This is a genomic window from Kitasatospora sp. NPDC058218 (genome assembly GCF_042882445.1).
Lineage (GTDB): Bacteria > Actinomycetota > Actinomycetes > Streptomycetales > Streptomycetaceae > Kitasatospora.
Map to the genome: position 1 here is coordinate 22,849 of NZ_JBHVWC010000013.1, position 19,357 is coordinate 42,205.

At 72.9% G+C, this 19,357-nt stretch carries 23 protein-coding genes; 10 read left to right on the forward strand and 13 right to left on the reverse strand.

Annotation, left to right across the window (positions count from 1 at the left end; all coding sequences use genetic code 11):
• The first annotated feature begins 201 nt into the window (after positions 1–201).
• On the forward strand, positions 202–1,116 hold the full coding sequence (locus tag ACFVYI_RS10290) for a hypothetical protein (protein ID WP_387883048.1): 915 nt from the start codon (positions 202–204) through the stop codon (positions 1,114–1,116).
• Positions 1,117–1,140: 24 nt separating this feature from the next.
• Here the strand turns inward: ACFVYI_RS10290 and ACFVYI_RS10295 are convergent, their stop codons facing one another.
• Positions 1,141–1,776, reverse strand: a complete 636-nt coding sequence (locus tag ACFVYI_RS10295) for an NAD(P)-dependent oxidoreductase (protein ID WP_387883051.1) — start codon at positions 1,774–1,776, stop codon at positions 1,141–1,143.
• Between the two features lie 158 nt (positions 1,777–1,934).
• Here ACFVYI_RS10295 and ACFVYI_RS10300 point away from each other — a divergent pair, with 158 nt between their 5' ends.
• Positions 1,935–2,696 carry an SDR family NAD(P)-dependent oxidoreductase gene (locus ACFVYI_RS10300; RefSeq protein ID WP_387883053.1) on the forward strand — a complete coding sequence of 254 codons (762 nt, stop codon included), beginning with the start codon at positions 1,935–1,937 and terminating at the stop codon, positions 2,694–2,696.
• Between the two features lie 106 nt (positions 2,697–2,802).
• Positions 2,803–3,402 carry a TetR/AcrR family transcriptional regulator gene (locus tag ACFVYI_RS10305; RefSeq protein ID WP_387883055.1) on the forward strand — a complete coding sequence of 200 codons (600 nt, stop codon included), beginning with the start codon at positions 2,803–2,805 and terminating at the stop codon, positions 3,400–3,402.
• 40 nt (positions 3,403–3,442) lie between these two features.
• Here ACFVYI_RS10305 and ACFVYI_RS10310 read toward each other — a convergent pair whose 3' ends face one another.
• A complete protein-coding gene (locus tag ACFVYI_RS10310; RefSeq protein ID WP_387883058.1) occupies positions 3,443–4,054 on the reverse strand; it encodes a TIGR03086 family metal-binding protein in 612 nt (203 codons plus the stop codon).
• Positions 4,055–4,118: 64 nt separating this feature from the next.
• Here ACFVYI_RS10310 and ACFVYI_RS10315 point away from each other — a divergent pair, with 64 nt between their 5' ends.
• The gene (locus ACFVYI_RS10315; protein WP_387883060.1) at positions 4,119–4,964 is read left to right on the forward strand and encodes a DUF6597 domain-containing transcriptional factor; all 846 of its coding nucleotides are present in this window, start codon (positions 4,119–4,121) and stop codon (positions 4,962–4,964) included.
• On the opposite strand, the gene ACFVYI_RS10320 is transcribed toward ACFVYI_RS10315, so the two are convergent.
• Positions 4,940–5,323 carry an ArsR/SmtB family transcription factor gene (locus ACFVYI_RS10320; protein ID WP_387883063.1) on the reverse strand — a complete coding sequence of 128 codons (384 nt, stop codon included), beginning with the start codon at positions 5,321–5,323 and terminating at the stop codon, positions 4,940–4,942. The two genes, ACFVYI_RS10315 and ACFVYI_RS10320, sit on opposite strands and share 25 nt — an antisense overlap.
• A 149-nt stretch (positions 5,324–5,472) precedes the next feature.
• Here ACFVYI_RS10320 and ACFVYI_RS10325 point away from each other — a divergent pair, with 149 nt between their 5' ends.
• Positions 5,473–6,471: a zinc-dependent alcohol dehydrogenase family protein gene (locus ACFVYI_RS10325; RefSeq protein WP_387883066.1), complete on the forward strand. Its 999-nt coding sequence runs from the start codon at positions 5,473–5,475 to the stop codon at positions 6,469–6,471.
• Positions 6,472–6,545: 74 nt separating this feature from the next.
• Here the strand turns inward: ACFVYI_RS10325 and ACFVYI_RS10330 are convergent, their stop codons facing one another.
• Positions 6,546–8,936 carry a PKD domain-containing protein gene (locus ACFVYI_RS10330; RefSeq protein ID WP_387883069.1) on the reverse strand — a complete coding sequence of 797 codons (2,391 nt, stop codon included), beginning with the start codon at positions 8,934–8,936 and terminating at the stop codon, positions 6,546–6,548.
• Between the two features lie 843 nt (positions 8,937–9,779).
• On the opposite strand from ACFVYI_RS10330, the gene ACFVYI_RS10335 reads away from it, so the two are divergent.
• Complete coding sequence (locus ACFVYI_RS10335; protein ID WP_387883072.1) at positions 9,780–10,232, forward strand: GyrI-like domain-containing protein; 453 nt, start codon at positions 9,780–9,782, stop codon at positions 10,230–10,232.
• Positions 10,233–10,363: 131 nt separating this feature from the next.
• On the opposite strand, the gene ACFVYI_RS10340 is transcribed toward ACFVYI_RS10335, so the two are convergent.
• The gene (locus ACFVYI_RS10340; protein WP_387883075.1) at positions 10,364–10,558 is read right to left on the reverse strand and encodes a DUF397 domain-containing protein; all 195 of its coding nucleotides are present in this window, start codon (positions 10,556–10,558) and stop codon (positions 10,364–10,366) included.
• Entirely contained in the window at positions 10,551–11,414 is an 864-nt protein-coding gene (locus tag ACFVYI_RS10345) for a helix-turn-helix domain-containing protein (RefSeq protein ID WP_387883078.1), read from the reverse strand. Before ACFVYI_RS10345 ends, ACFVYI_RS10340 begins: the two co-directional genes overlap by 8 nt.
• A 316-nt stretch (positions 11,415–11,730) precedes the next feature.
• Here ACFVYI_RS10345 and ACFVYI_RS10350 point away from each other — a divergent pair, with 316 nt between their 5' ends.
• Genes ACFVYI_RS10350 through ACFVYI_RS10365 form a run of 4 tightly spaced genes read left to right on the forward strand, consistent with a single transcriptional unit; the run spans position 11,731 to position 12,867 of the window.
• The gene (locus ACFVYI_RS10350) at positions 11,731–12,111 is read left to right on the forward strand and encodes an ATP-binding protein (protein WP_387883080.1); all 381 of its coding nucleotides are present in this window, start codon (positions 11,731–11,733) and stop codon (positions 12,109–12,111) included.
• Complete coding sequence (locus tag ACFVYI_RS10355; RefSeq protein WP_387883083.1) at positions 12,108–12,365, forward strand: hypothetical protein; 258 nt, start codon at positions 12,108–12,110, stop codon at positions 12,363–12,365. Before ACFVYI_RS10350 ends, ACFVYI_RS10355 begins: the two co-directional genes overlap by 4 nt.
• Complete coding sequence (locus tag ACFVYI_RS10360; RefSeq protein WP_387883085.1) at positions 12,353–12,592, forward strand: hypothetical protein; 240 nt, start codon at positions 12,353–12,355, stop codon at positions 12,590–12,592. Before ACFVYI_RS10355 ends, ACFVYI_RS10360 begins: the two co-directional genes overlap by 13 nt.
• Entirely contained in the window at positions 12,589–12,867 is a 279-nt protein-coding gene (locus tag ACFVYI_RS10365; RefSeq protein WP_387883088.1) for a hypothetical protein, read from the forward strand. The genes ACFVYI_RS10360 and ACFVYI_RS10365 overlap by 4 nt, the downstream gene beginning before the upstream one ends.
• Positions 12,868–12,930: 63 nt before the next feature.
• Here the strand turns inward: ACFVYI_RS10365 and ACFVYI_RS10370 are convergent, their stop codons facing one another.
• From ACFVYI_RS10370 to ACFVYI_RS10400, 7 genes are all read right to left on the reverse strand, one after another.
• The gene (locus ACFVYI_RS10370) at positions 12,931–13,422 is read right to left on the reverse strand and encodes a SitI3 family protein (RefSeq protein ID WP_387883091.1); all 492 of its coding nucleotides are present in this window, start codon (positions 13,420–13,422) and stop codon (positions 12,931–12,933) included.
• A gap of 23 nt (positions 13,423–13,445) precedes the next feature.
• Positions 13,446–14,789 carry a putative T7SS-secreted protein gene (locus ACFVYI_RS10375; RefSeq protein ID WP_387883093.1) on the reverse strand — a complete coding sequence of 448 codons (1,344 nt, stop codon included), beginning with the start codon at positions 14,787–14,789 and terminating at the stop codon, positions 13,446–13,448.
• Entirely contained in the window at positions 14,789–15,115 is a 327-nt protein-coding gene (locus ACFVYI_RS10380) for a hypothetical protein (protein WP_387883095.1), read from the reverse strand. Before ACFVYI_RS10380 ends, ACFVYI_RS10375 begins: the two co-directional genes overlap by 1 nt.
• A gap of 157 nt (positions 15,116–15,272) precedes the next feature.
• Positions 15,273–16,247 (reverse strand): ABC transporter substrate-binding protein, encoded by a 975-nt coding sequence (locus ACFVYI_RS10385; RefSeq protein ID WP_387883097.1) that lies wholly within the window; start codon positions 16,245–16,247, stop codon positions 15,273–15,275.
• Between the two features lie 91 nt (positions 16,248–16,338).
• Entirely contained in the window at positions 16,339–17,160 is an 822-nt protein-coding gene (locus ACFVYI_RS10390; RefSeq protein ID WP_387883099.1) for an ABC transporter ATP-binding protein, read from the reverse strand.
• Complete coding sequence (locus ACFVYI_RS10395) at positions 17,160–18,212, reverse strand: FecCD family ABC transporter permease (protein WP_387883102.1); 1,053 nt, start codon at positions 18,210–18,212, stop codon at positions 17,160–17,162. The genes ACFVYI_RS10390 and ACFVYI_RS10395 overlap by 1 nt, the downstream gene beginning before the upstream one ends.
• Positions 18,209–19,267 (reverse strand): FecCD family ABC transporter permease, encoded by a 1,059-nt coding sequence (locus tag ACFVYI_RS10400; RefSeq protein ID WP_387883104.1) that lies wholly within the window; start codon positions 19,265–19,267, stop codon positions 18,209–18,211. Before ACFVYI_RS10400 ends, ACFVYI_RS10395 begins: the two co-directional genes overlap by 4 nt.
• Between the last annotated feature and the right edge of the window lie 90 nt (positions 19,268–19,357).

Here is a 19,357-nt window from a genome sequence, read left to right on the forward strand (position 1 = left end):
CGGAGGGTGGTTGCGCCGGTGGGCGGGGTGGTGGCGCCCGTGTTCGGGTCCGTGCTCGTGCCGCTGGGCGGGACGGGCTCGCGTGGGCGGGGGCCGGGTGGGTAGCGTCACGATCAGCGGGGATCCGAGGGGATCGGTGGAGCCTCGCGCGGTCCTTCGAGGTCTTCGGGGACGGGCTCGGGTGAGGCGGGGTGCTGGGTGATGGCGGACGGCGAGTGGTGGCGTAAGCGCGGGCCGTGGAGCGAGCCGTCGGGCGGCGGTGCGGGTGCTGCGGGCGGTGGGGGCGCCGGTGGTCCGGCGGACGAGGACAGCGTGTACGCGGCCGGCGCGCCGGTGGTGCCTGCGCGCCCGTCCTCCCCGCCGCCCTCCCCGTCCTCCCTGCCCCGGCCGAGGGCGTCGGCCGGGCCGGGTGACCCGGGCTCGCCCTGGGTGACGGAGTCGGTCCGGGACGCGCCGGCGGACCCGGACGCCCTGCCGCCGCCGCAGCTGTACGCGTCCGCCGACACGGGTGGCTGGGATCTGGTGATGCTCAACTTCTCGGACGGCCCGGGGGCGGCGATCAAGCCGATCCCGGAGCAGCCGACGGACGCCGAGGAGGCGGCGGCGGACACCGAGGCCGAGGCGCCCGCCGAGCCGTCCGCCGAGCCTGCCCCGGCCAAGGGCCGGAAGGCCCGCGGCAGGGCGAAGGCCGGGGGCGGTGGCCGGGGGAAGGCGCGGCCCGAGCCCGCCGGCAAGCCCCCGAAGCCGTCCGCGGCGGCCGGCCGCCGCCCGTCCCCGCTGCTGCTGCTCGCCTCGGTGACGCTGGTCGGCGGCGCCGTCAGCGGCCAGATCGTGGTGATGCTGGTGGGCTGGGCCCTCGGCTACATGTCACGGCAACTGAGCGATCTGACCCGGAAGTTCGCCGTGTTCGGCATCCCGCTGGCGACGATCAGCGGTACCAGTCTCTGGTACTGGGGCCGTGCGCAGGGCCGCTGGGGCGGGGGCCTCCAGCCCGGACAGCCGGCCGGCGAGATCGCCTGGTCGGCCGCCCCCGGCGTGATCCGGCTCGCGGCGGTGCTGTCGGCGGTGTTCCTGTTGGCCATGGCGCTGAAGAAGCGCGCCCAGCCGGAGGGTTGAGCCTTTCGTCGATGTACGGGGGAGTCAGCCGTCGGCGATGGCGATCCGGCGGCGGAAGGTCGCCGCGACGCCCAGGTGCCGGACGATCCAGGCGGCGACCGTGGCACGGGTGGCGGTGCCGGCGCCGGGCAGTGGGAGGTCGAAGGAGACGCGCGGGGCGGCCGCCGGCGGGCCGTCCTTGAGCATCGGGGCGCGGACGACCGTCCAGGCGGTGTCGGAGCTGCGCAGGACCGCCTCCATCCGGGCCAGGTCGTGGTGGATCTCCCGGTAGAGCCGGTCGACCACCAGGCGCGTCACCACCCGCTGGGCGAAGGGGAGATGGCCGGTCTCCAGCCCCGCCGAGGACATCACCACGAGGTGTCCCACCCCGCCGGCCCGGGCGGCGGACACCAACTCCCGCGCGCCGTCCGAGAAGACGGTGGTGGCCGTCCGGCCGGTGGTGCCGAGGGCCGAGACCACGGCGTCCTGGCCGGCCAGCGGTTCGAGCAGGGAGCCGGGCCGGCCGACGTCGGCCTGTGCGATGCGCGGGGTGCCGTGCGCGAAGGGCGGTAACCGGTCCGGTGTGCGGGCCACCGCCGTGACGGTGTGCCCGGCGGCCAGGGCGAGGTCGACGACCAGGCGGCCGGTGCGTCCGGTGGCGCCCACCACGGCGAGCTTCATTGAGTCCTCCTCGGAGCTGGGGTTCAGGGCTTCGGGTCGCGGTTCCCGGCGGGGTCCTCGGCGTCGGGGAGCGGTGCCGATCGGCCTTGCCATTCATTCAGACAGACTGTATGACTGAAACCAAGTGAACCACAGACCGACCGAAGGAGCGATGGCATATGGGAGTTCGCTACCCCGACCTGGCCGGAAAGGTCGTCGTGATCACCGGGGGCAGCCGCGGCATCGGCGCGGAGACCGCTCACGCGTTCGCCCGGCAGGGGGCGGCGGTCGCCGTCCTCGGGCGGGACGAGGCCGCCCTGGCCGCCGTCTCCGGGGAACTGCGCGCGGCCGGCGCCGACGCGCTCGGCCTCGCCGCCGACTGCACCGACGCCGCCGCGCTCGCCCGGGCGGCGGACCGGATCGAGGACGGGCTCGGCCCGGTCGACGTCCTGGCGGCGTTCGCCGGCGGCGACGGCTACCCCGTGCCGACCGTCCGGGAGACCGAGGAGCACTGGCGGGCCGTCCTGGACACCGACCTCACGGCCACCTTCCTCACCGTACGGGCCTTCCTGCCGGGCCTGTTGGAGCGCGGCAGCGGTTCGGTGATCACCATGGCGTCCACCGCCGGCCGGCTGCCCAGCGGCTCCTCCGCCGCGTACGCCGCCGCCAAGGCGGGGGTGCTGATGTTCACCCGCCACCTCGCCCTGGAGGTGGCGGGCGCGGGCGTCCGGGTCAACGCCCTGGCGCCGGGTGCCGTCCGGACGGAGCGGACCGCCGCGATGCCGCCCGAGGTGCGGGCGGCGGTGGCCGCCGCCCACCCGCTGGGCCGGCTCGGCGAACCGGCGGACATCGCGGCGGCCGCGCTCTTCCTGGCCTCCGCCGCGTCCTCGTGGATCACCGGGCAGACGCTGGACGTCAGCGGCGGGCGGGTCATCGTCTGACCGCTCCCGGCGTCCGTCGGCCCGGCCCGTCGGGGATACTGCCTGTTCACGAGGAGCCCGACGGCGGCGTCACCGGCGGCGGGGTGAGCGAGTGGAGGCGAGCGCGATGAGCCCCCGGTCCTACCGGATGGGACAGCGGCAGGCGGACGTGGACGGGACGCGCGCGCGGATCGTCGAGGCCGCGCGGGCCCAGCTGACCGAGAAGGGCACGCTGTCGCTGGACGCGGTGGCCCGGCGGGCCGATGTCGCGCGGGCCACCGTCTACTACCAGTTCGGCTCGAAGACGGGTCTGCTGGAGGCGATCTGCGACGCGCTCGCCGAGCAGGGCGGGATGGCCCGGATCGTCGAGGCCTTCACCCTGCCCGACCCCTGGCCGGCGGTGGACCGCTTCGTCGAGGTCATGGGCGGCTTCTGGGCGGTGGACCGCGTCTGCACCCGCCGGCTGCGCGCGCTGGCGGCCCTGGACGAGGAGGTGGGCCGGGTCGTGCGCGAGCGCGACGCCCGGCGGCGCGAGGGCGCCGAGGTGCTCACCGGCCGGCTCGACGGCGTTCCGCAGGACGCGGCGGCGGTGCTGTTCGTGCTCACCGGCTTCGAGACCTACGACGCGCTGGCGGGCGAGAACGTCGGCCTCGACGGCGACCTGCGGGCGGCCGTCCCGGGGGTGACCCGCATGGTGCGCGGCGCACTGGGCGGGCCGGCGGTCTGAGGAGTGCGGTCGGTGGGGCCCGCTCCCCCCCCGGGGGGGCTCAGACGACCGGCGCCGCGTTCGCCGGGGCGGGAGTCCACAGCGGGTCGCGGCCGGAGGCGGCGAGGGCGCGGTCGAACAGGGAGGAGTCGGCCGGCAGCGCCGCCGGGGCGGCGAACCCGCCGTACTGGCGGTAGATCTCGGCGTACTCCTCGACCACCCCGAGGACGGTTGCGGCCAGGTCGTCCGCGACCTCGGCCCGCTGGCCGGTGGCCCGGGCGACGTCCCAGCCGTGCACCACCAGCTCCTTGATCAGCATCCGCGCGATGGCCGTCGCGGGCATCGCCGTCCCGCCCAGGTCCACGTCCCCCTCCCAGACCGCCGGGTCGGCCCAGGCCGCCACGGCCCGGTCCAGCTGGGCCGCGTAGGCGTCGGCCCAGGCGGGGTCGGCGGTGAAGTCGCGTTCGGTCAGCTCCGGTGGCAGCGGCTCCCGGCGGGCCCGGTGCTCCAGGCCGTGGGACGTGTAGAGCACCCAGTGGTTGACCAGTGCGCGGGTGTCGAATTCCGCGCAGGGGGTGGGGCCGTCCAGGTGTTCGGGCCGGACGCCGTGGGCGAGGCGCGCGGCTTCCGTCGCGGCGCGGGCGAGGAGGGGGTGCAGCGGATGACCGTTCATGTACCGATCCTGGGCCGGCGGGCGGTGCGGGGTCTTGAACAAACGCGACGGCTAGCCTGGCGGCATGGCTTCACCCGACCTCGGCTCCGCCCGCCCCGGATCGCCCGGTCCCGGATCGCCCGGTCTCGGGCCCGGTGTGCTCCACCCCGGGCGGGCGGCGGGCGTGGTCGACCTGGCCCGGTACGAGCCCGCTCCCGGGCTGGCCCGCCTCGTCGAGTTCTACTGGCTGGTGCGCTGGGACCGTCGCGGCCTGCCGTGCCACGAGCAGAAGGTGCTCGCCCACCCCAACGTCCACCTGGTCTTCGAGGCGCCGCGGGCCGGCGTCTACGGGGTCGACCGGTCGCTGTTCGTCCGACGGTTGGAGGGGGCCGGGCACGTGCTGGGGGTGAAGTTCCGGCCGGGTGGGCTCGCTCCGTTCAGCGACCGTCCGGCGGCCGGGTTCGCCGACCGGGTGGTGCCGGCGGCGGACGTCTTCGGCCCGGCGGTCGACCGGCTCAACGAGGCGGTGCTCCGGGGCGGTTCGGAGCAGGTCGGGTCGGTGGACGCGTTCCTGCTCGCGCGGTTGCCGGAGCCGGTGGCGGACCCTTCGGCCGAGCTGACCGCCGCGATGGTGGAGCGCGTCACCGCGGGGTCCGATCTGCGCCGGGTGGACGAGTTGGCGGCGGAGTTCGGCGTCTCCGTCCGCCGGCTCCAGCGGCTCTTCGCCGAGTACGTCGGCGCGAGCCCCAAGTGGGTCCTGCGCCGCGCCCGTCTGCACGAGGCGGCCCGGCGCGCCGACCAGGGCCTGGACGTGGACTGGGCGGCGCTCGCCGCCGACCTCGGCTACGCGGACCAGGCGCACCTCACCCGTGACTTCACAGCGGCCGTGGGCATGCCGCCGGCGCGTTACGCCGCGGGCGGGCCGGGCTGAGCGGCCGACGGGCCGGTTCGGCCCCGCTCGCGCTCGACCCGCAGCGCGCCGAGCAGACCGGGGAAGGCCTCCTCGAACTCCTCGCGGCGCAGCGCGTTCATCCGCGAAGTACCCCGGTAGTACTGGCGGATGAGCCCGGCCTCGCGCAGTACGTGGAAGTGGTGGGTGGCGGTGGACTTGCTGACCGGCAGGTCGATCGTCCCGCAGGCGAGGTCCTCGGCGGCGGCGTCCAGCTCGGCGACGATCCGGCGGCGGACCGGATCGACCACGGCCTCCAGGACTTGTTGAAGGTCGATCTCCCGGACGTCCGGGTGTGGCGGGGTGCGGTCCCGCTGCCCGTTGCGCTGCGTTGTCACCATCGATGTCCCTGTCTCTCGCGGTCATGGTACGGCAGCCATCAAAGTACGACAGTCATCAAAGTTTGACAGCTGACGTACTTTCGGATTCAGTGAGCTGCGGCGGCGCGCACTCCGCACCGCCGTCACCGATCGGAAGGGGGCGATGCGCGATGGCCAGGACGGTGCGGTTCCACGAGCACGGCGGGCCGGAGGTGCTGCGGCTGGAGGACGTGGAGGTCGGTGCGCCCGGCCCCGGCGAGCTGCTGATCCGGGTGGACGCGATCGGGATCAACCGGGCCGAGGTGCTGTTCCGCAGTGGCACCTACATCGAGACCCCCCGGCAGTTCCCCGCCGGGCTCGGCGCCGAGGCGGCGGGCGTGGTCGAGGCCGTCGGGGCCGGCGTGGCCGGGTTCGAGCCGGGGCAGCCGGTCAGCGTGGTGCCCGCGTTCTCGATGAACGACTACCCCGTCTACGCCGAGCGCGCGATCGTCCCCGCGGCCGCGGTGCTGCACCGGCCCGCCGGTCTCGGCGCCGTCGAGGGCGCGGCGGTCTGGATGCCCTACGTGACGGCCTACGGCGCGCTGGTGGAGGTCGGCGGCCTGCGGGCGGGCGACACCGTCGTGCTGACCGCCGCCTCCAGCAGCGTGGGCCTGGCCGCGATCCAGATCGCCCGGCGGGTGGGGGCGGTGCCCATCGCGACCACCCGCACCCGGGCCAAGCGGGACGCCCTGCTCAAGACGGGCGCGGCCGAGGTGATCGTCACGGACGAGGAGGTCGTCTCCGAGCGCGTGCTGGCCCTGACCTCGGGCCGGGGCGCCGAGTTCGTCTTCGACGCCGTGGCCGGCCCCGGCGTGGCGGACCTCGCCAAGGCGGTCGCCCCCGGCGGCACGCTGCTGCTGTACGGGTGGCTGAGCGGCGAGCCGACCCCGTACCCGGCGTTCGAGATCGGCATGCCCGCGCTGAACATGCGCAGCTACACGCTGCACGAGACGACGCGCGACCCGGAGCGGCTGCGCCGCGCGGAGGCCTTCGTCGCCTCCGGTCTGCGCAGCGGTGCCTTCACCCCGGTGGTGGACCGCGTGCTCGGCCTGGACGAGATCGCCGAGGCCCACCGCTACCTGGAGGCCGGCACGCAGGTCGGCAAGATCGTGGTCACCGTCGACCACTGACGGGCGGTCCGCGGCGCACGACGGCCCCCTCGCTCCCGGGGAGCGAGGGGGCCGTGGTCATGGCTGCCGGCCGGTCAGTACAGCACGCCGGCGTAGCCCCAGGTGCCCGCGTACGCGCCGCTGAGGGCGTACGTCGAGTCGCTGGGGCGGTAGATGCCGTAGCTCATCCGGCCCTTGTTGAACCAGTCGCCGACCATCGGCCGGTCGCCCGCGTTGCCGAACACCGCGGTCGACACGGAGCCGTCGTCGTGACGCAGTGCGAAGGTCGCGGTGCTCGAACGGAAGATGCCCAGCTGGAAGTGGCCGACGCCGTCCCAGTCGCCGGCCACCGGGGTGTCGCCCGGGTTGCCGAACACGGCCGTGGTGACGCTGCCGTCGTCGTGCCGGACGGCGAACATCCCGGAGCTCGGCCGGTAGATCGCGAGCTGGGCGTGGCCGTTGCCGTCCCAGTAGCCGGGCACCGGGATGTCGCCCTGCTCACCGAACGGGACGGTGGTGGCGCTGCCGTCCGCGTGGCGCAGGACGAAGGTGCCGGAGCGGTAGAGACCGAGCTGGTCGTACCCGACGCCGTCCCAGTCGGCGACGGCCGGGAGGTCACCGGCCTGTCCCCACTGCAGCGTGGCCACGTCGGCCCAGCCGCCCTGGCCGGTGGAGCGCAGGGCCCAGAGGCCGTCGGTGAACATGCCGTTGGTCGCGGGCTTCCCGGCCGACCAGCGGCCGGCGATCGGCACCTCGCCGGGCACGCTGAAGTCGATGCCGACCCTGCTGTCGCCGGTCGCGGTCCGCGCGTGGTCGTCGGTGACGGTCAGTCGCACCTTGTACTGGCCGGGCTTGGTGTAGACGTGCTCGACGGGCTGGGAGCCGGGCAGGCCGGCGCCGGTGGCGCTCTGGCCGTCGCCGAAGTCGAGCGTGTAGGAGGACACCGGCCACGGGCTGCGGACCTGGTCGAGGTACACCGCGATGCGCTGGGCCTGCGGGGTGCGGTAGATCGACACGTTGGCTGCCAGCGGGCCGGCCGGCTGCACGTCGACCTCGGTGACGGCCTGCTTGACGAGGCCGTTGGTGTCCTTCGCGGTCAGCGTGGCGGTGTACTTGCCCGGGGCGTAGGTGTGGGCCAGCGGCAGGGTCGGCGCGGACAGGACGGGAGAGCCGTCCCCGAAGTCCAGGGTCGTCGTGGCCGGGTACCAGGGCGAGTTCGCGCCGCCGCTGAAGAGGACGTCCAGCGGGCGCCCGGGCAGGCCGTTGCTGTCGTCGAGCGACACGTAGAAGGGGTTCTGGCGCTCGACGGCGCCGCGGTCCTGGATGCCGCCGCCGGTACCGGTGTTGGGCACCAGCGGGTCGTCGACGCGCGGGTGGCCGAAGATGTCGGTGTCCAGGCGGCCGGGCGCGGTGGTGTCGGCCGAGTCCATCACCGGGGTGTCGGCGGTGGGGGCGACCTGGCCGCTGCCCGCGCCGTAGAGCTGGAACTTCGGATCGGTGGCGAGGTCGTGCTTGCCCTGGCCGACCGCGTTCGCGAAGTCGGTCGGGCTCCAGTACGCCGAGCCGTTCCAGGTGTAGGGGGCGCCGATGAAGGCGGGCGAGAAGACCACGTTGTAGTCGGCCCGGGTGCCCTCGGTGGATCCGGCCGTGACCAGCAGGCCGCTGCCGGGAGTGTGGCAGTACCCGGCGATGTTCAGGACCACGACGTTGTTCACCACGGTCGCGCCGGCGGAGTTGCCGTTCAGTGCGATCCCGGCGGCGCAGCCGTCGCCGATCGAGTTGCCGTTCACCACCGTGCCGGGGGCGTCGGTGATCGCGATCGCACCGCCCCGGTTGGCCAGGAGGGCGTTCGTGGTGACGACCGTCCCGGTGACACCCGCCTCGACGCTGACACCCGCTCCGCCGCTGCCCTCGATCCGGTTGCGGCTGACCGTGACGTCGCTGGTCTTTCCGGAGACGCGGATGGCGGGCCGGGGGTCGTTGTCCCGCAGCCTGCCCGAGTACTCGATGGTGGTGCCGTCGACGGTGATCCGCGCGGAGTCCGTGACGAGGACGGCCTCCTCGCCGGTCTCCAGGGAGAGGTGCTTGATGGCGATGTCGTGGACGCCGGCGAGCACGAAGGCGTGGGGCTGCTGTCCACCGTTGCCGAATACCTTGGTCGGTGGGGTCAGGGCGGGCTCGCCGAGGCCCTCGAAGGTGATCGGGTTCCTGGGAGTACCCGACTTCGTGAGCGTGACCTGCTCCAGGTAGTCGCCGCCGCCGTCGATGCGGACGGTCTGGCCGGGTTGGGCGGTGTCGGCCGCGGTCTGGATGCTGCAGAACGGCTGGCTCTGCGAACCCGGGCCGGTGTCCGAGCAGGCCTCGCTGCGGTTGTTGACGTAGAGATAGGTGGCCTCGGCGTGCGCGGCGACGGCCGGCAGTACGGAGCCGATGACGGTGGAGCTCACGAGCGCGGCGGCTAGGCCGACGCGGCGTCCGCTGGACACGACTTGGTTCCCCCAACAGCTGATGTGTAGGCGCGCCGGGCACCCCGTGCCGGACAGATGTGATGATCATCCGTTTGGCGCGCGTGGATCAGTATCCACAGCCGGCGGGCCTCTGTGTGAGGTGGGGGTGTGCGAATGAGCAGGACTCGTGAAGGGGTGTCGGCGTCTCCGGGTTCAACACTTGGGGCTCGGGGTGACTCCGTATCTCGGGTGAGAGGTGCCGATCCAGCCCCTGGTCGGGCCCGGCCGTCCTCGCTGCCGGCATGGCGGTGCTCGCCTTCGAGTGATCTCGGGTTGGGTGTCGGCGCGGCCGGGGGCCAGGCCGCCTTCCAGCAGTGTTGCCACCTCCTGCGGGAGGACTACGTCCCCGCCGTCATCGCCGGAGACGCCTGCCGCCGCGCCGCGAAGGAGTAGCGCCAACACCCGAGGCCCGGCCCGGACCTCGCTGCCGCGGCCGGAGTGGGAAGTCGGCGGGGCCGACTTCCCACTCCGCGGCTCTGTTGCGTTGGGGGCAAGTGCCCTGGCGGCCAGGGTTGTTCGGCGGCCCATCGCTCGGGCGAGCGAGGGGCCGGAAGGTGGTTCGGGTCGTGACGTGACCGAATCCGGCCGACTGTGCACCATCCCGTCCGTGGCGAACCGGGCTTGAAGGGTTCGTACGGCGTTCCTCGTCGATCGAGTCCAGCGGGGGAGTCGTACCTGGGGATCGCGGCGATGGGGCTGGGCGATGTCGGAGGCGGGGCCCCTGGAGTGTGGGGCCGGCTGGTTTCGTTTTATTTGTCGACCGGAAGAGCTTTTATACCTTGCTACCGTTGGGATTCACACCGGCCGGACGGAGGAGGGGCTGTGTTCACGGTGGAAGAAATCCCGGAATTCCGGATTGCGTACATGAGGCGCGTCGGCCCGTACGGGCCCGAGAATATCGCGCAGATGGAAAGGCTCAAGCAATGGGCTGTTGCGAACGATCTGCTCCGTGCCGATTCGGTGGTCATGGGGATCGCCCGGGACGACCCCGCGCGGACGCCGCCCCAGAGCTGCAGGTACGACGTCTGCCTCGTCGTGCCGGATGACACCGGGGCCCGGGATGGCGAGGTCGAGGACGGCCGGCTCGTCGGCGGCCGGTACGCGGTTCGCACGGTCGCGCACACCGCCGAGGGGTTGTCGCGCGCCTGGGCCGTCCTGTTCCGCGAGTTGACGGACGCAGGGTTCGGCCTCGACGTGGCACGGCCGGTCCTTGAGCGGTACCGCCCGGAGATGGTTGCGGCCCACCTCTGCGAGATCTGCGTGCCCGTGCTGTGAGAAGAGCCGACCGCTGCGTTCCGGATTGAGCGGGAGTGCTGTGACGAGGACGTCGGGATCTCGCGGCGATGAAGTGGAACTGAGGAACGACGGCGGCCCCTCGCTCGGGTGAGCGAGGGGCCGCCGTCGGTTCAGGTGGTGAGGTGGTCGAACTCGCCGGCTTTGATGCCTTGGAGGAACTTGGCGAACTTGGCCGGAGTGGTACGGACGATGACGTCGCCGGTGTCGGACTCGCGGAGTTCGACCATGCCGTCGGCAGCGCGCACCTCGATGCACTCATTGTTCGATGCGCTGTAGCTGGACTTCTGCCACTTTGAGTTACGCATTCGCGGCTTTCACTTCTTTCATGATGGATCGGATGAACTCTCGCGAGGCCTCTTCGGGCAGGGCGGTGGAGTCCAGGCGCGAGAAGATGACTCGATGCTTGGCCAGGTCAGCCAGCGAGTCAAAGAAGAGTGCACCCTGGGATACGTCCATCTGAATGGTGTCCAGCTCAGGAACAGGGCCTTCGGCGAAGGTGAGGTTCTCGCCAGCGCCAGGGAAGGTCTCGACAGCGAACGGTACGACCCGGACAGAGATGCCAGGTCGCTCGGAGTCTTCGAGGAGGGCGTCAAGCTGCTCGGCGAGAACCCGTGGGCCGCCGAACTGCATGCGCAGCGCAGCCTCGTGAACGAATGCCTGTAGGGGAGTCCTGCCAGAGCGAATGAGCTGTTGCCGCTTGATGCGAAAGGCGGTCCTGAGTTCGATCTCTTGCGGCGGGAGCGGCGGAACCACCCGAGCAAACACTGCAGATGCGTAGGCCTTGGTCTGGAACAAGCCGGGCATGTACGTGGTGGTGCTGACTGCGAGGCGAGCGGCGCGGCCCTCAAGTTCCGCGACATCAAGAAAGTCCGTCAGGAGAACTCCGCGATACTCCTCCCACCAGCCCTTTCGGCGGTCCGAGGCCATCTCGGCGAGCGCATCGATCAGTGGTTGGTTGGCGCAGCTGCATGCTGTGGCTACTGTGCGGAGCCGCTCAGGGCTGACGCCGATCTTCGCGGTCTCCATCTGAGTCATCTGCCCAGGGCTGATGCCCAGCATCTTGGCGAGCTGGCTGCCGCCAAGGCCGGCCTGTTCTCGCATTCTCCGCAGCTCGACGCCCAGCCGACGTTGACGCAGGGTCGGGTTGGTGCGAACAGCCATGGCGTCCTCTCGGCGGGCGGTGGGGCCAGTCTGCCGCGCTGGCGGCATGTGGGTCCATCCGGGGGGCTGGGGGTGCTGGCCACCCGAGAGTGAATTTTTCAGTACTCGCCTAAAACTTCAAGCCCTGTGGGCTATCGTCGTTCTCACATCGATCCGATGGATCGTCAGTAACGCCTGTTTCCAGGGCAGTAGGCGCCTGCTGCCCTCGCACCGCAGAGCAGCCATGCGTGGCATCCCGGTCCCGTTCTGGCTTGGCTCACGGCGACGACTCCGCCGGTCGACGAACCCCACCGCATCCTCTTTCCGGAGGTCCCTCATGTGTGCCTTCACGCTGCCCGAACCGCCCGACTGGTCCGCCGCCCGCGAGGAGCTGCGCGACGCTCTCGCCCTGGCCGCCTGGCCGGACGACCTCATCCACGACGCCGAACTCGCCCTGTGCGAGCTGTACATCAACGCCTGGCGTCACGGAGCCACCCCCGCCCCCACCGTCGTGGTCGTCCTCCACTCCGGCCGCACCCTGCGCGTCTCCGTCGCGGACGACAGCCCCGTCCTGCCCGAGCCGCGTCAGAGCGCCGACCCCTACGAGCTCTCCGGCCGGGGCCTGCACCTCGTGCGCTCCCTCACCCACCGCTTCGGTGCCGACCCCCGCAAGCGCGGCGGCAAGACGGTCTGGTTCGAGCTGGACGCCGCCGCGTGACCATCAACCGCACCCCGATCGCGCCCGACGACCCCCGCATGCGCGACTACACCCACGCCCAGATCACCACCCTCCTCGGCGAACTCCACACCCGAGGCGCCAGGTTCGGCATCCAGTGGGGCTCCGCCACCACCCACCACAGCACCGTCGACGGCCGCATCCTCGTCGACTTCGGCAACGCCCCCCTCGCCACCCTCCTCAACCTCCTCAACCTGCTGCGCGACACCGAGAGGAACGAGCCGTGGGAGTCCTGATCCCCCTGATCACCGAAGCGATCCACACCGAGCGCACCACCGTCGCCTACCTCGCCGTCGAACACACCCCCGACGCCACCGTCCAGCTCCGCCTCGCCGTCGACCTCGACATCCACACCGGCCCCGGCGAACAGCTCGCCCTCCCCCTCACCCGCGACCAGGCCCACGAACTCCTCCACGCCCTCGCCGCCCACCTCGGCCACCGCGTCCTCGGAATCCGCCGATGAGAACCGGCACCGCCGACTTCCTCATCGGCGCCGCCCTCCTCACCCTCCTCGCACTCGCCCTCACCACCGTCGCCCTCGGCGTCATCACCGCCCTCAAGATCAACGACGACCAGCAGCCCCCACCCCCGCCCATCACCCGCCACGGCCGCTGGGAACTGCGCCAACTCCCCGACGGCACCCACGAATACGCCTGGATCGCCCGCCAGGCCGGCCACTACGGCCCCGAAATCCGGGAACGACCCACCCACTCCGGCCGCCACCGCATACCCACCTGAGCGGACACCGCAGAGGCCCCCGCCCAACCCAGGGCAGGGGCCTCGCCGCGAACGTCAGGCGGCTCAGTCCTCCGGGAAGAAGAAGTCCTGCGTCTCCCGCCGGTAGGGCTGCGGGACGGCGGCCAGCCGCTGCGCCGGCCAGAGGTCGGAGCGCTCGCTCAGGCTCAGCGCGCCGCCCTGGCGGACCAGCCAGACGTCCTCGTAGTCGAGGTGCAGTACGGCGTCGCCCGTCACCTGGCCGAGCAGGCCGAGCGTCAGCCGGACGGTGTCGTCCTGCTGGCCGGAGATGTCGGTGTCCTTGTCGAGGCGGAAGGCCACCGAGACGGTCGCCCCGAATGGGCGGCCGCCGATCAGCGGGTCCCCCCACGGGATCGCCTTGGTCGCGACCACCCGGACCCAGGTGCCGTGGACGGTGACGGCGCCGTCACCGATCAGCGTGCCGGCGTCCTCCTCGGCGCCGAACAGGCCCTGCGGGCGGGCGATTTCGTCGAGCTTCCGGGCGACCTCGGACGCGGTGAGCGGCGTCACCAGGTCGAGGCTGTAGGCAATGGCCATGCTGGGCGTCTCTCTCGCTCTGTCTAGGGGTAGAAGTGGACGACGTTGCCGGTCGAGTCGATGACCTTGATCTCCTTGAGGCCCTCGATCGGCCAGTCCTGCAGCTGCTTGCGCATGGCGGCCGCGTCGACACCGCTGTCCGAGAGGTTCAGCACGATGCGATCGGCCTGCCCCGAGTCCACCTTCTTCTGGATGCCGGTGGAGATGGAGCGCGGGTTCGAGGCGGTCGGCGCGTAGCAGTCGAACACCTCGCCCTCGATGCGGTAGTCGGGGTTCTTGGTCGTCCCGGTGACGTTCGGGTTCTGCTCGACCTTGTAGCCGTTGCGCGCCATGATCTCGGCGGACTCGTTCTCCCGCTGGAACGCGCGGACGGTCGTCGAGTCGGCGTTCTTCGGGATGTTGGTGGTGTGCCCCTCCGGTGTCGCGGCCGGGTCCACCCCCTTCGACGGCTGGGTGTGCAGCTCGCTCGACGCGCTGCCACCGCCGCCGCCCTCGCCCTCCATGTGGACCCGGCTGGAACCCATGGCGTCCTTGCCGATCTCGCTCGCGCCCATGCCGGCCACGCCGAGGCCGGTGGCGATGACGCCGGCCGAGAGCACGCCGACCGGCACGCCCACGACCGCGCCGACGCCGGTGAGGTCCAGGCCGACGCCGAGGACCTCGCCGCCCGCGCCGAGGGTGGCGAGGGCGAGCCCGCCCGCGACCTCCAGGGCGGCGCCCGGGTTCTGCAGCATGGCGTTGCCGACCGAGGCGAGGTCCTCCACGGCGACCTGGCCGACGTCCAGCAGGAAGTCCCCCGCGTCGGAGAAGAAGTCGCCCACGCCGTCCCAGAAGCCCGGCTCCTCGGGAGCCTTGTCGCGCGCGGTGGCGACGGTCTTCGCCGCCGTGTCACCGGCGGACTTGAGCTGGCCGCGGGCGTTGTTCAGCGTGGCCTTCGCGCCGTTGCGGGTGCTCTCGCCGGGGTCGGTGAACGGCAGCTCGTGGCCGGCGTTCTTCTCCGCGTCCTGGTGGTCGCCCTTGGCCTTGCTGCTGGCGCTCTGGCCGGCGTCCCACTGCCGGATCGCCTCGGCCGCCTGCCCCTGTGCCCAGGTCAGGGTCGACTGGTAGGCGGTGAGCGCGGTGGCGGCGTTGTGGAAGCAGTCACCGGCCTCCAGCCACTTGCCCGGCTCGCCCTCGAAGGCCTCCCGGAAGGCGTCGCCGGCCTTGCCCGACCACCCCTCGACGGTGTCGATCTTCTTCAGGCCCTCGCCGGTCGAGTGCAGGGTGTCCCCGTAGCTCTTCAGCCAGGCACAGGTGGAGGAGATCGATTCCGGATCGCCCGGCACGAGCTCCTTCGGGTCGGACGTGCTGCCCAGTTCCTTCGCCATTACTTCGCCCCCGGGTCCTCGCCGCTGTCACGGCTGAGGGTTCCGTTCAAGTGGCCGACGACGTGTCCGTCGACCTCGCGGTAGGCCTTCACGGCGGCGTTCAGCCGCGCCGTGACGGACTGTGCGTCCTTGGCCAGGTTCTCCACGCCGAGCTCCCAGCGGGTGCAGAACTTCTCGACGACGTCGGCCAGGTGGCCGTGCCCGAAGTCCTCCTTCTTCGGGTCGAGGTCGCTGACCTTCTTGAACTGCAGCTTCGCCAGGGTGTTCGTGATCCCTGAGGCCGCGTCGTCCAAGGCACCCAGATCGACCTTGAATCCGTCTGCCATGAGTCCCTCCCCGTGTGTGCCGACCGGGCGCCGTGCGGACGCCCGGGATAGGTGACGCGGGCCCGGATGGTCCGGTTCCGGCCCGGTGTAGTGATCATTGTCCGATTCGGTGAAGACCGTCGGGCACCCGGCCCCCGCCGGCCCGGCGCGGCCCGCCTCAGGCCCCCAGGAAGCGCTGGAGCTCGGCGAGGACGAAGTTGGCCCCCGTGTACCCGATGCCCTGGAACCAGAGCTGGTCGTCCACCTCGAAGGCCCGGTGGGCGCGGACGGCGCCGAGCCCCTGCCAGCCGGGGGAGGCCAGCACGGCCCGGGTGCCGGCCCGTTCCGGGTCGCCGTAGGTGGCGTACAGCAGCAGGTCGCCGTCGGCCCTGGCGACCTGGTCCGCCGGGATCTCGACGTCGAACTGGTCGACGTTCTGCGCGTCCGGCCGGCCGAGCTGGACGTCGGCCAGCACCGTGCCGAGGAAGTTCTGCTTGGCGTACAGCCGGATGCCGCCGCCCTCGACGAACCTGACCAGGCTGATCCGGCGTCCGGACGCCTTGGCGTTGGAGAGCGCCTGGATCACCTGGGAGACGTGCCGCTGGTAGGAGCCGACGAAGGCCGCCGCCGCGTCCTGGCGGCTCAGCGCCTGCGCGTGCAGCTGGACGTTCGCCTTCCACGGGTAGCCGGTGGTCTGGGTCAGTACGGTGGGGGCGATCTCGCGCAGCTGGTCGTAGCGGCCGCCGTCGCGGGTCTGGTTGGAGAGGATCAGGTCGGGCCGCAGGGCGCGGATCGCGGCGAGGTCCGGGGCGCCGATGTCGCCGACCCGGGTGATCCCGGCGAGCCGGGAGGTGGGCCAGTAGTCGGGGAACCCGGAGTCCAGGGGCGCCAGGGCCGCGCCGACGGGGGTGATGCCGAGGGTCAGCGCGGAGTCCAGCTCGGCGGTGTCCAGGGTGACGACGCGCATCGGGGCGCCCGGCACGGTCACCGGGCCCGTCGCGGCGGTGACGGTGACCTCGGGCACCGGAGTCGGGCTCGGTGTGACGGTCGCGGCGGCGCTGTCGGCGGGCAGGGCGGTCTGCCGGGTGCTGCACCCGGCGAGGGCGGCGGCGCCGAGCCCCGCGAGCAGGGTGCGGCGGGTGATCGGGGGCATCGGCGGTCCTCGGCGGTCCTCGGGCGGGGCGGACAGGGAACGGGCGTGCCCGCGGTGGCCGCGGGCGCGTCGATTATGTCCGAAATGCCCGCTAGGCGTCCGCCTTCACCGCCCACGGCGCGCCCGGGACGACCAGCGGGGTGCCGGTCACCGGGTCCGGTACGACCACCGAGTCCAGGCCGAACACCTCGCGCACCAGCTCCGCCGTCACCACCTCGGCGGGCGGGCCCTGGGCGACGATCCGCCCGGCGCGCATCGCCACCAGGTGGTCGGCGTAGCGGGCGGCCTGGTTGAGGTCGTGCAGCACGGCGACGACCGTCCGCCCGCGCTCGACGTTGAGTCGCCGCACGAGGTCCAGCACCTCGACCTGGTGCGCGATGTCCAGGAACGTCGTCGGCTCGTCCAGCAGCAGGATGTCGGTGCCCTGGGCCAGCGCCATGGCGATCCAGGCCCGCTGGCGCTGGCCGCCGGACAGCTCGTCCATGCTGCGCTCGGCCAGCTCCGCGGTGGAGGTGCGCTGCAGCGCCTCGGCCACCGCCTGCTCGTCCTCGGCCGACCACTGCTGCCACCAGCTCTGGTGCGGCTGGCGTCCGCGCGAGACCAGATCGGCCACCGAGATGCCCTCGGGCGCGGTCGGGGACTGCGGGAGCAGCCCGATCTGCCGGGCGATCCTCTTGGTGGGGACGCGCGCCAGTTCGGCGCCGTCCAGCAGCACCGCGCCGCGCGCGGGCTTCAGCAGCCGGCCGAGCGCGCGCAGCAGCGTCGACTTGCCGCAGGCGTTCGGCCCGACGATCACCGTCACCCGGCCGTCCGGGACGGTCAGGTCCAGCCCCTCCACGACCGTGCGCGCCTCGTAGGCGAGGGTCAGGCCCCGGGCTTCGAGACGGTGGGCCGGCATCGGACGGGCGGACATCAGGAACCTCCACGGCGGGATCGGACGAGCAGCCACATCAGGTACGGCGCGCCGACCAGGCCGGTCACCACGCCGACCGGCAGCTCGGTGGGCGAGAGCAGCCGGCGGGCCAGCAGGTCGGCCAGGACGACCACCAGCGCGCCGGTCAGCGCCGAGCAGAACAGCGGGATCTGCGCCGAGCGGGCCAGCCGCAGGGCGATCTGCGGGGCCATCAGCGCGACGAAGTCCACCGGGCCGGCCGCGCCCGCCGCGCAGGACGCCAGCACGATGCCGAGCAGGCCCATGCCGAGCCGGATCCGGTCCAGCCGCAGGCCCAGCCCGACGGCGGTGGCGTCGTCGAAGGAGATCGAGCGCTGCGCCCGCGCCGCCCAGAGCGCCACCGGCACGGCGGCCAGCAGCACCCAGGCGAGCCGGCCGGCCTGGTCGTAGCCGGCGCCGTTGAGGCTGCCGGTCATCCAGACCTTCGCCGCCTGCGCCTGGAAGCCGTCGCCCTTGGTGAGGAAGACCGAGGTGAGCGAGGAGAGCGCGACGCTGATGCCGATGCCGATCAGCACGAAGCGCTGGGCGTGCAGCCCGCGCCGCCAGGCCAGCGCGTACACCAGCAGACCGGCCACCAGGCCGCCGGCCACCGCGGCGTACGGCACCTGGCCGGCCGAGCCGACCACCCCGTACGCCATCAGGCCGACCACCGTGGCGGTGGCGCCCCAGGAGACGGCGACCACGTCGGGGCTGGCCAGCGGATTGCGGGCGACGGTCTGGATCAGCGCACCGGCCAGGCCGAGGGCCGTGCCGACCAGCAGCCCGACCACCACCCGGGGCAGCCGGAACTCGCCGACCACCAGCTCGTGCGGGCTCGGCTGCCCCAGCACCACCTTCACCACCTCGGCGGGGGAGACGGTGGACTCGCCCAGGCAGAGCGAGGCGACCACGGTGGCGGCCAGCGCCAGCAGCAGGCCCAGCACCGCGGCGGCCGAGCGGCGGTGCAGCAGGAAGGAGGCGCGCCCGGCGCGCAGCACGGTGTAGCCCCGCAGGGAGACGGCGGACGCGCTCACGCGGCCACCACCTTGCGCCGCCGGACCAGGGCGACCAGCACCGGCACCCCGACCAGTGCGGTCATCACCCCGGCCGGCACCTCGGAGGGCGGGAAGAGCACCCGGCCGAGCGCGTCGGCGAGCAGCAGCAGCGCCGGGCCGAGGACGGCCGAGAAGGTGAGCACCCAGCGGTGGTCCGCCCCGGCCACCGCGCGGGCGGCGTGCGGGACGGCGAGGCCGACGAAGGCGATCGGGCCGGCCGCGGCGACCGCCGAGCCGGTCAGCACGGTCGCGCCGAGCGCGCCGACCGCCCGCACCAGGCCGGTCTTGGCGCCGAGCCCCTTCGCGGTGTCGTCGCCGAGCGCCAGCGCGTCCAGCCCGCGCGCCACCGAGAACACCAGCACCGTGCCGACCAGCAGGAACGGCAGCAGCTGCCAGGCCACGTCGGCGGTGCGCCCGGAGAGCGACCCGACGTGCCAGAACCGGAACTGGTCCATGGCGGCCGCGTCGGTGGTGAGCACCATCGTGTTGAGCGAGGCGATGAACGCGGACATCGCCGAGCCGGCCAGCGCCAGCTTGATCGGGGTCGCCCCGCCCCGGCCCCGGCCGGCCAGCCCGTACACCAGCACGGTGGCGATCACGGCCCCGGCGAAGCCGAACCAGACGTACCCGGTGAGCGTGGAGACGCCGAACGCCGAGATCGCCAGCACCACGCCGGCGGCCGCGCCCTGGCTGACGCCGAGGATGCCCGGGTCGGCGATCGGGTTGCGGGTGATGCCCTGCATCACGGCGCCGGCCAGACCGAGCGCCGCGCCCACCGCGAGGCCGACCACCGTCCGCGGCACCCGCAGCTCGCGGATCACCACGGCGTCGGTGGTGTCCCCGCCGTGCAGCAGGGCGTGCACGGTCTCGCCGAACGGGATGGTGCGGCTGCCGACGGCGAGGCTCAGCAGGACGGCGGCGGCCAGCAGGGTCAGTGCGGCGGCGAGCCACAGTATTCGGCGGCGCAGCAGCAGCCGCTTGCCGGGCGCGGGCGCGGACCGGGGTGCGGCCGTCGGCGCGGTGGTGTCGGTCATGGCTCTCTCTCGCAGATAGCTCAGGCAAACCTAAGTTCCACGGAGAAGTCGGAGCAAATCCTTCCGGAACTCCCGGCGCGAAGCCGGAGC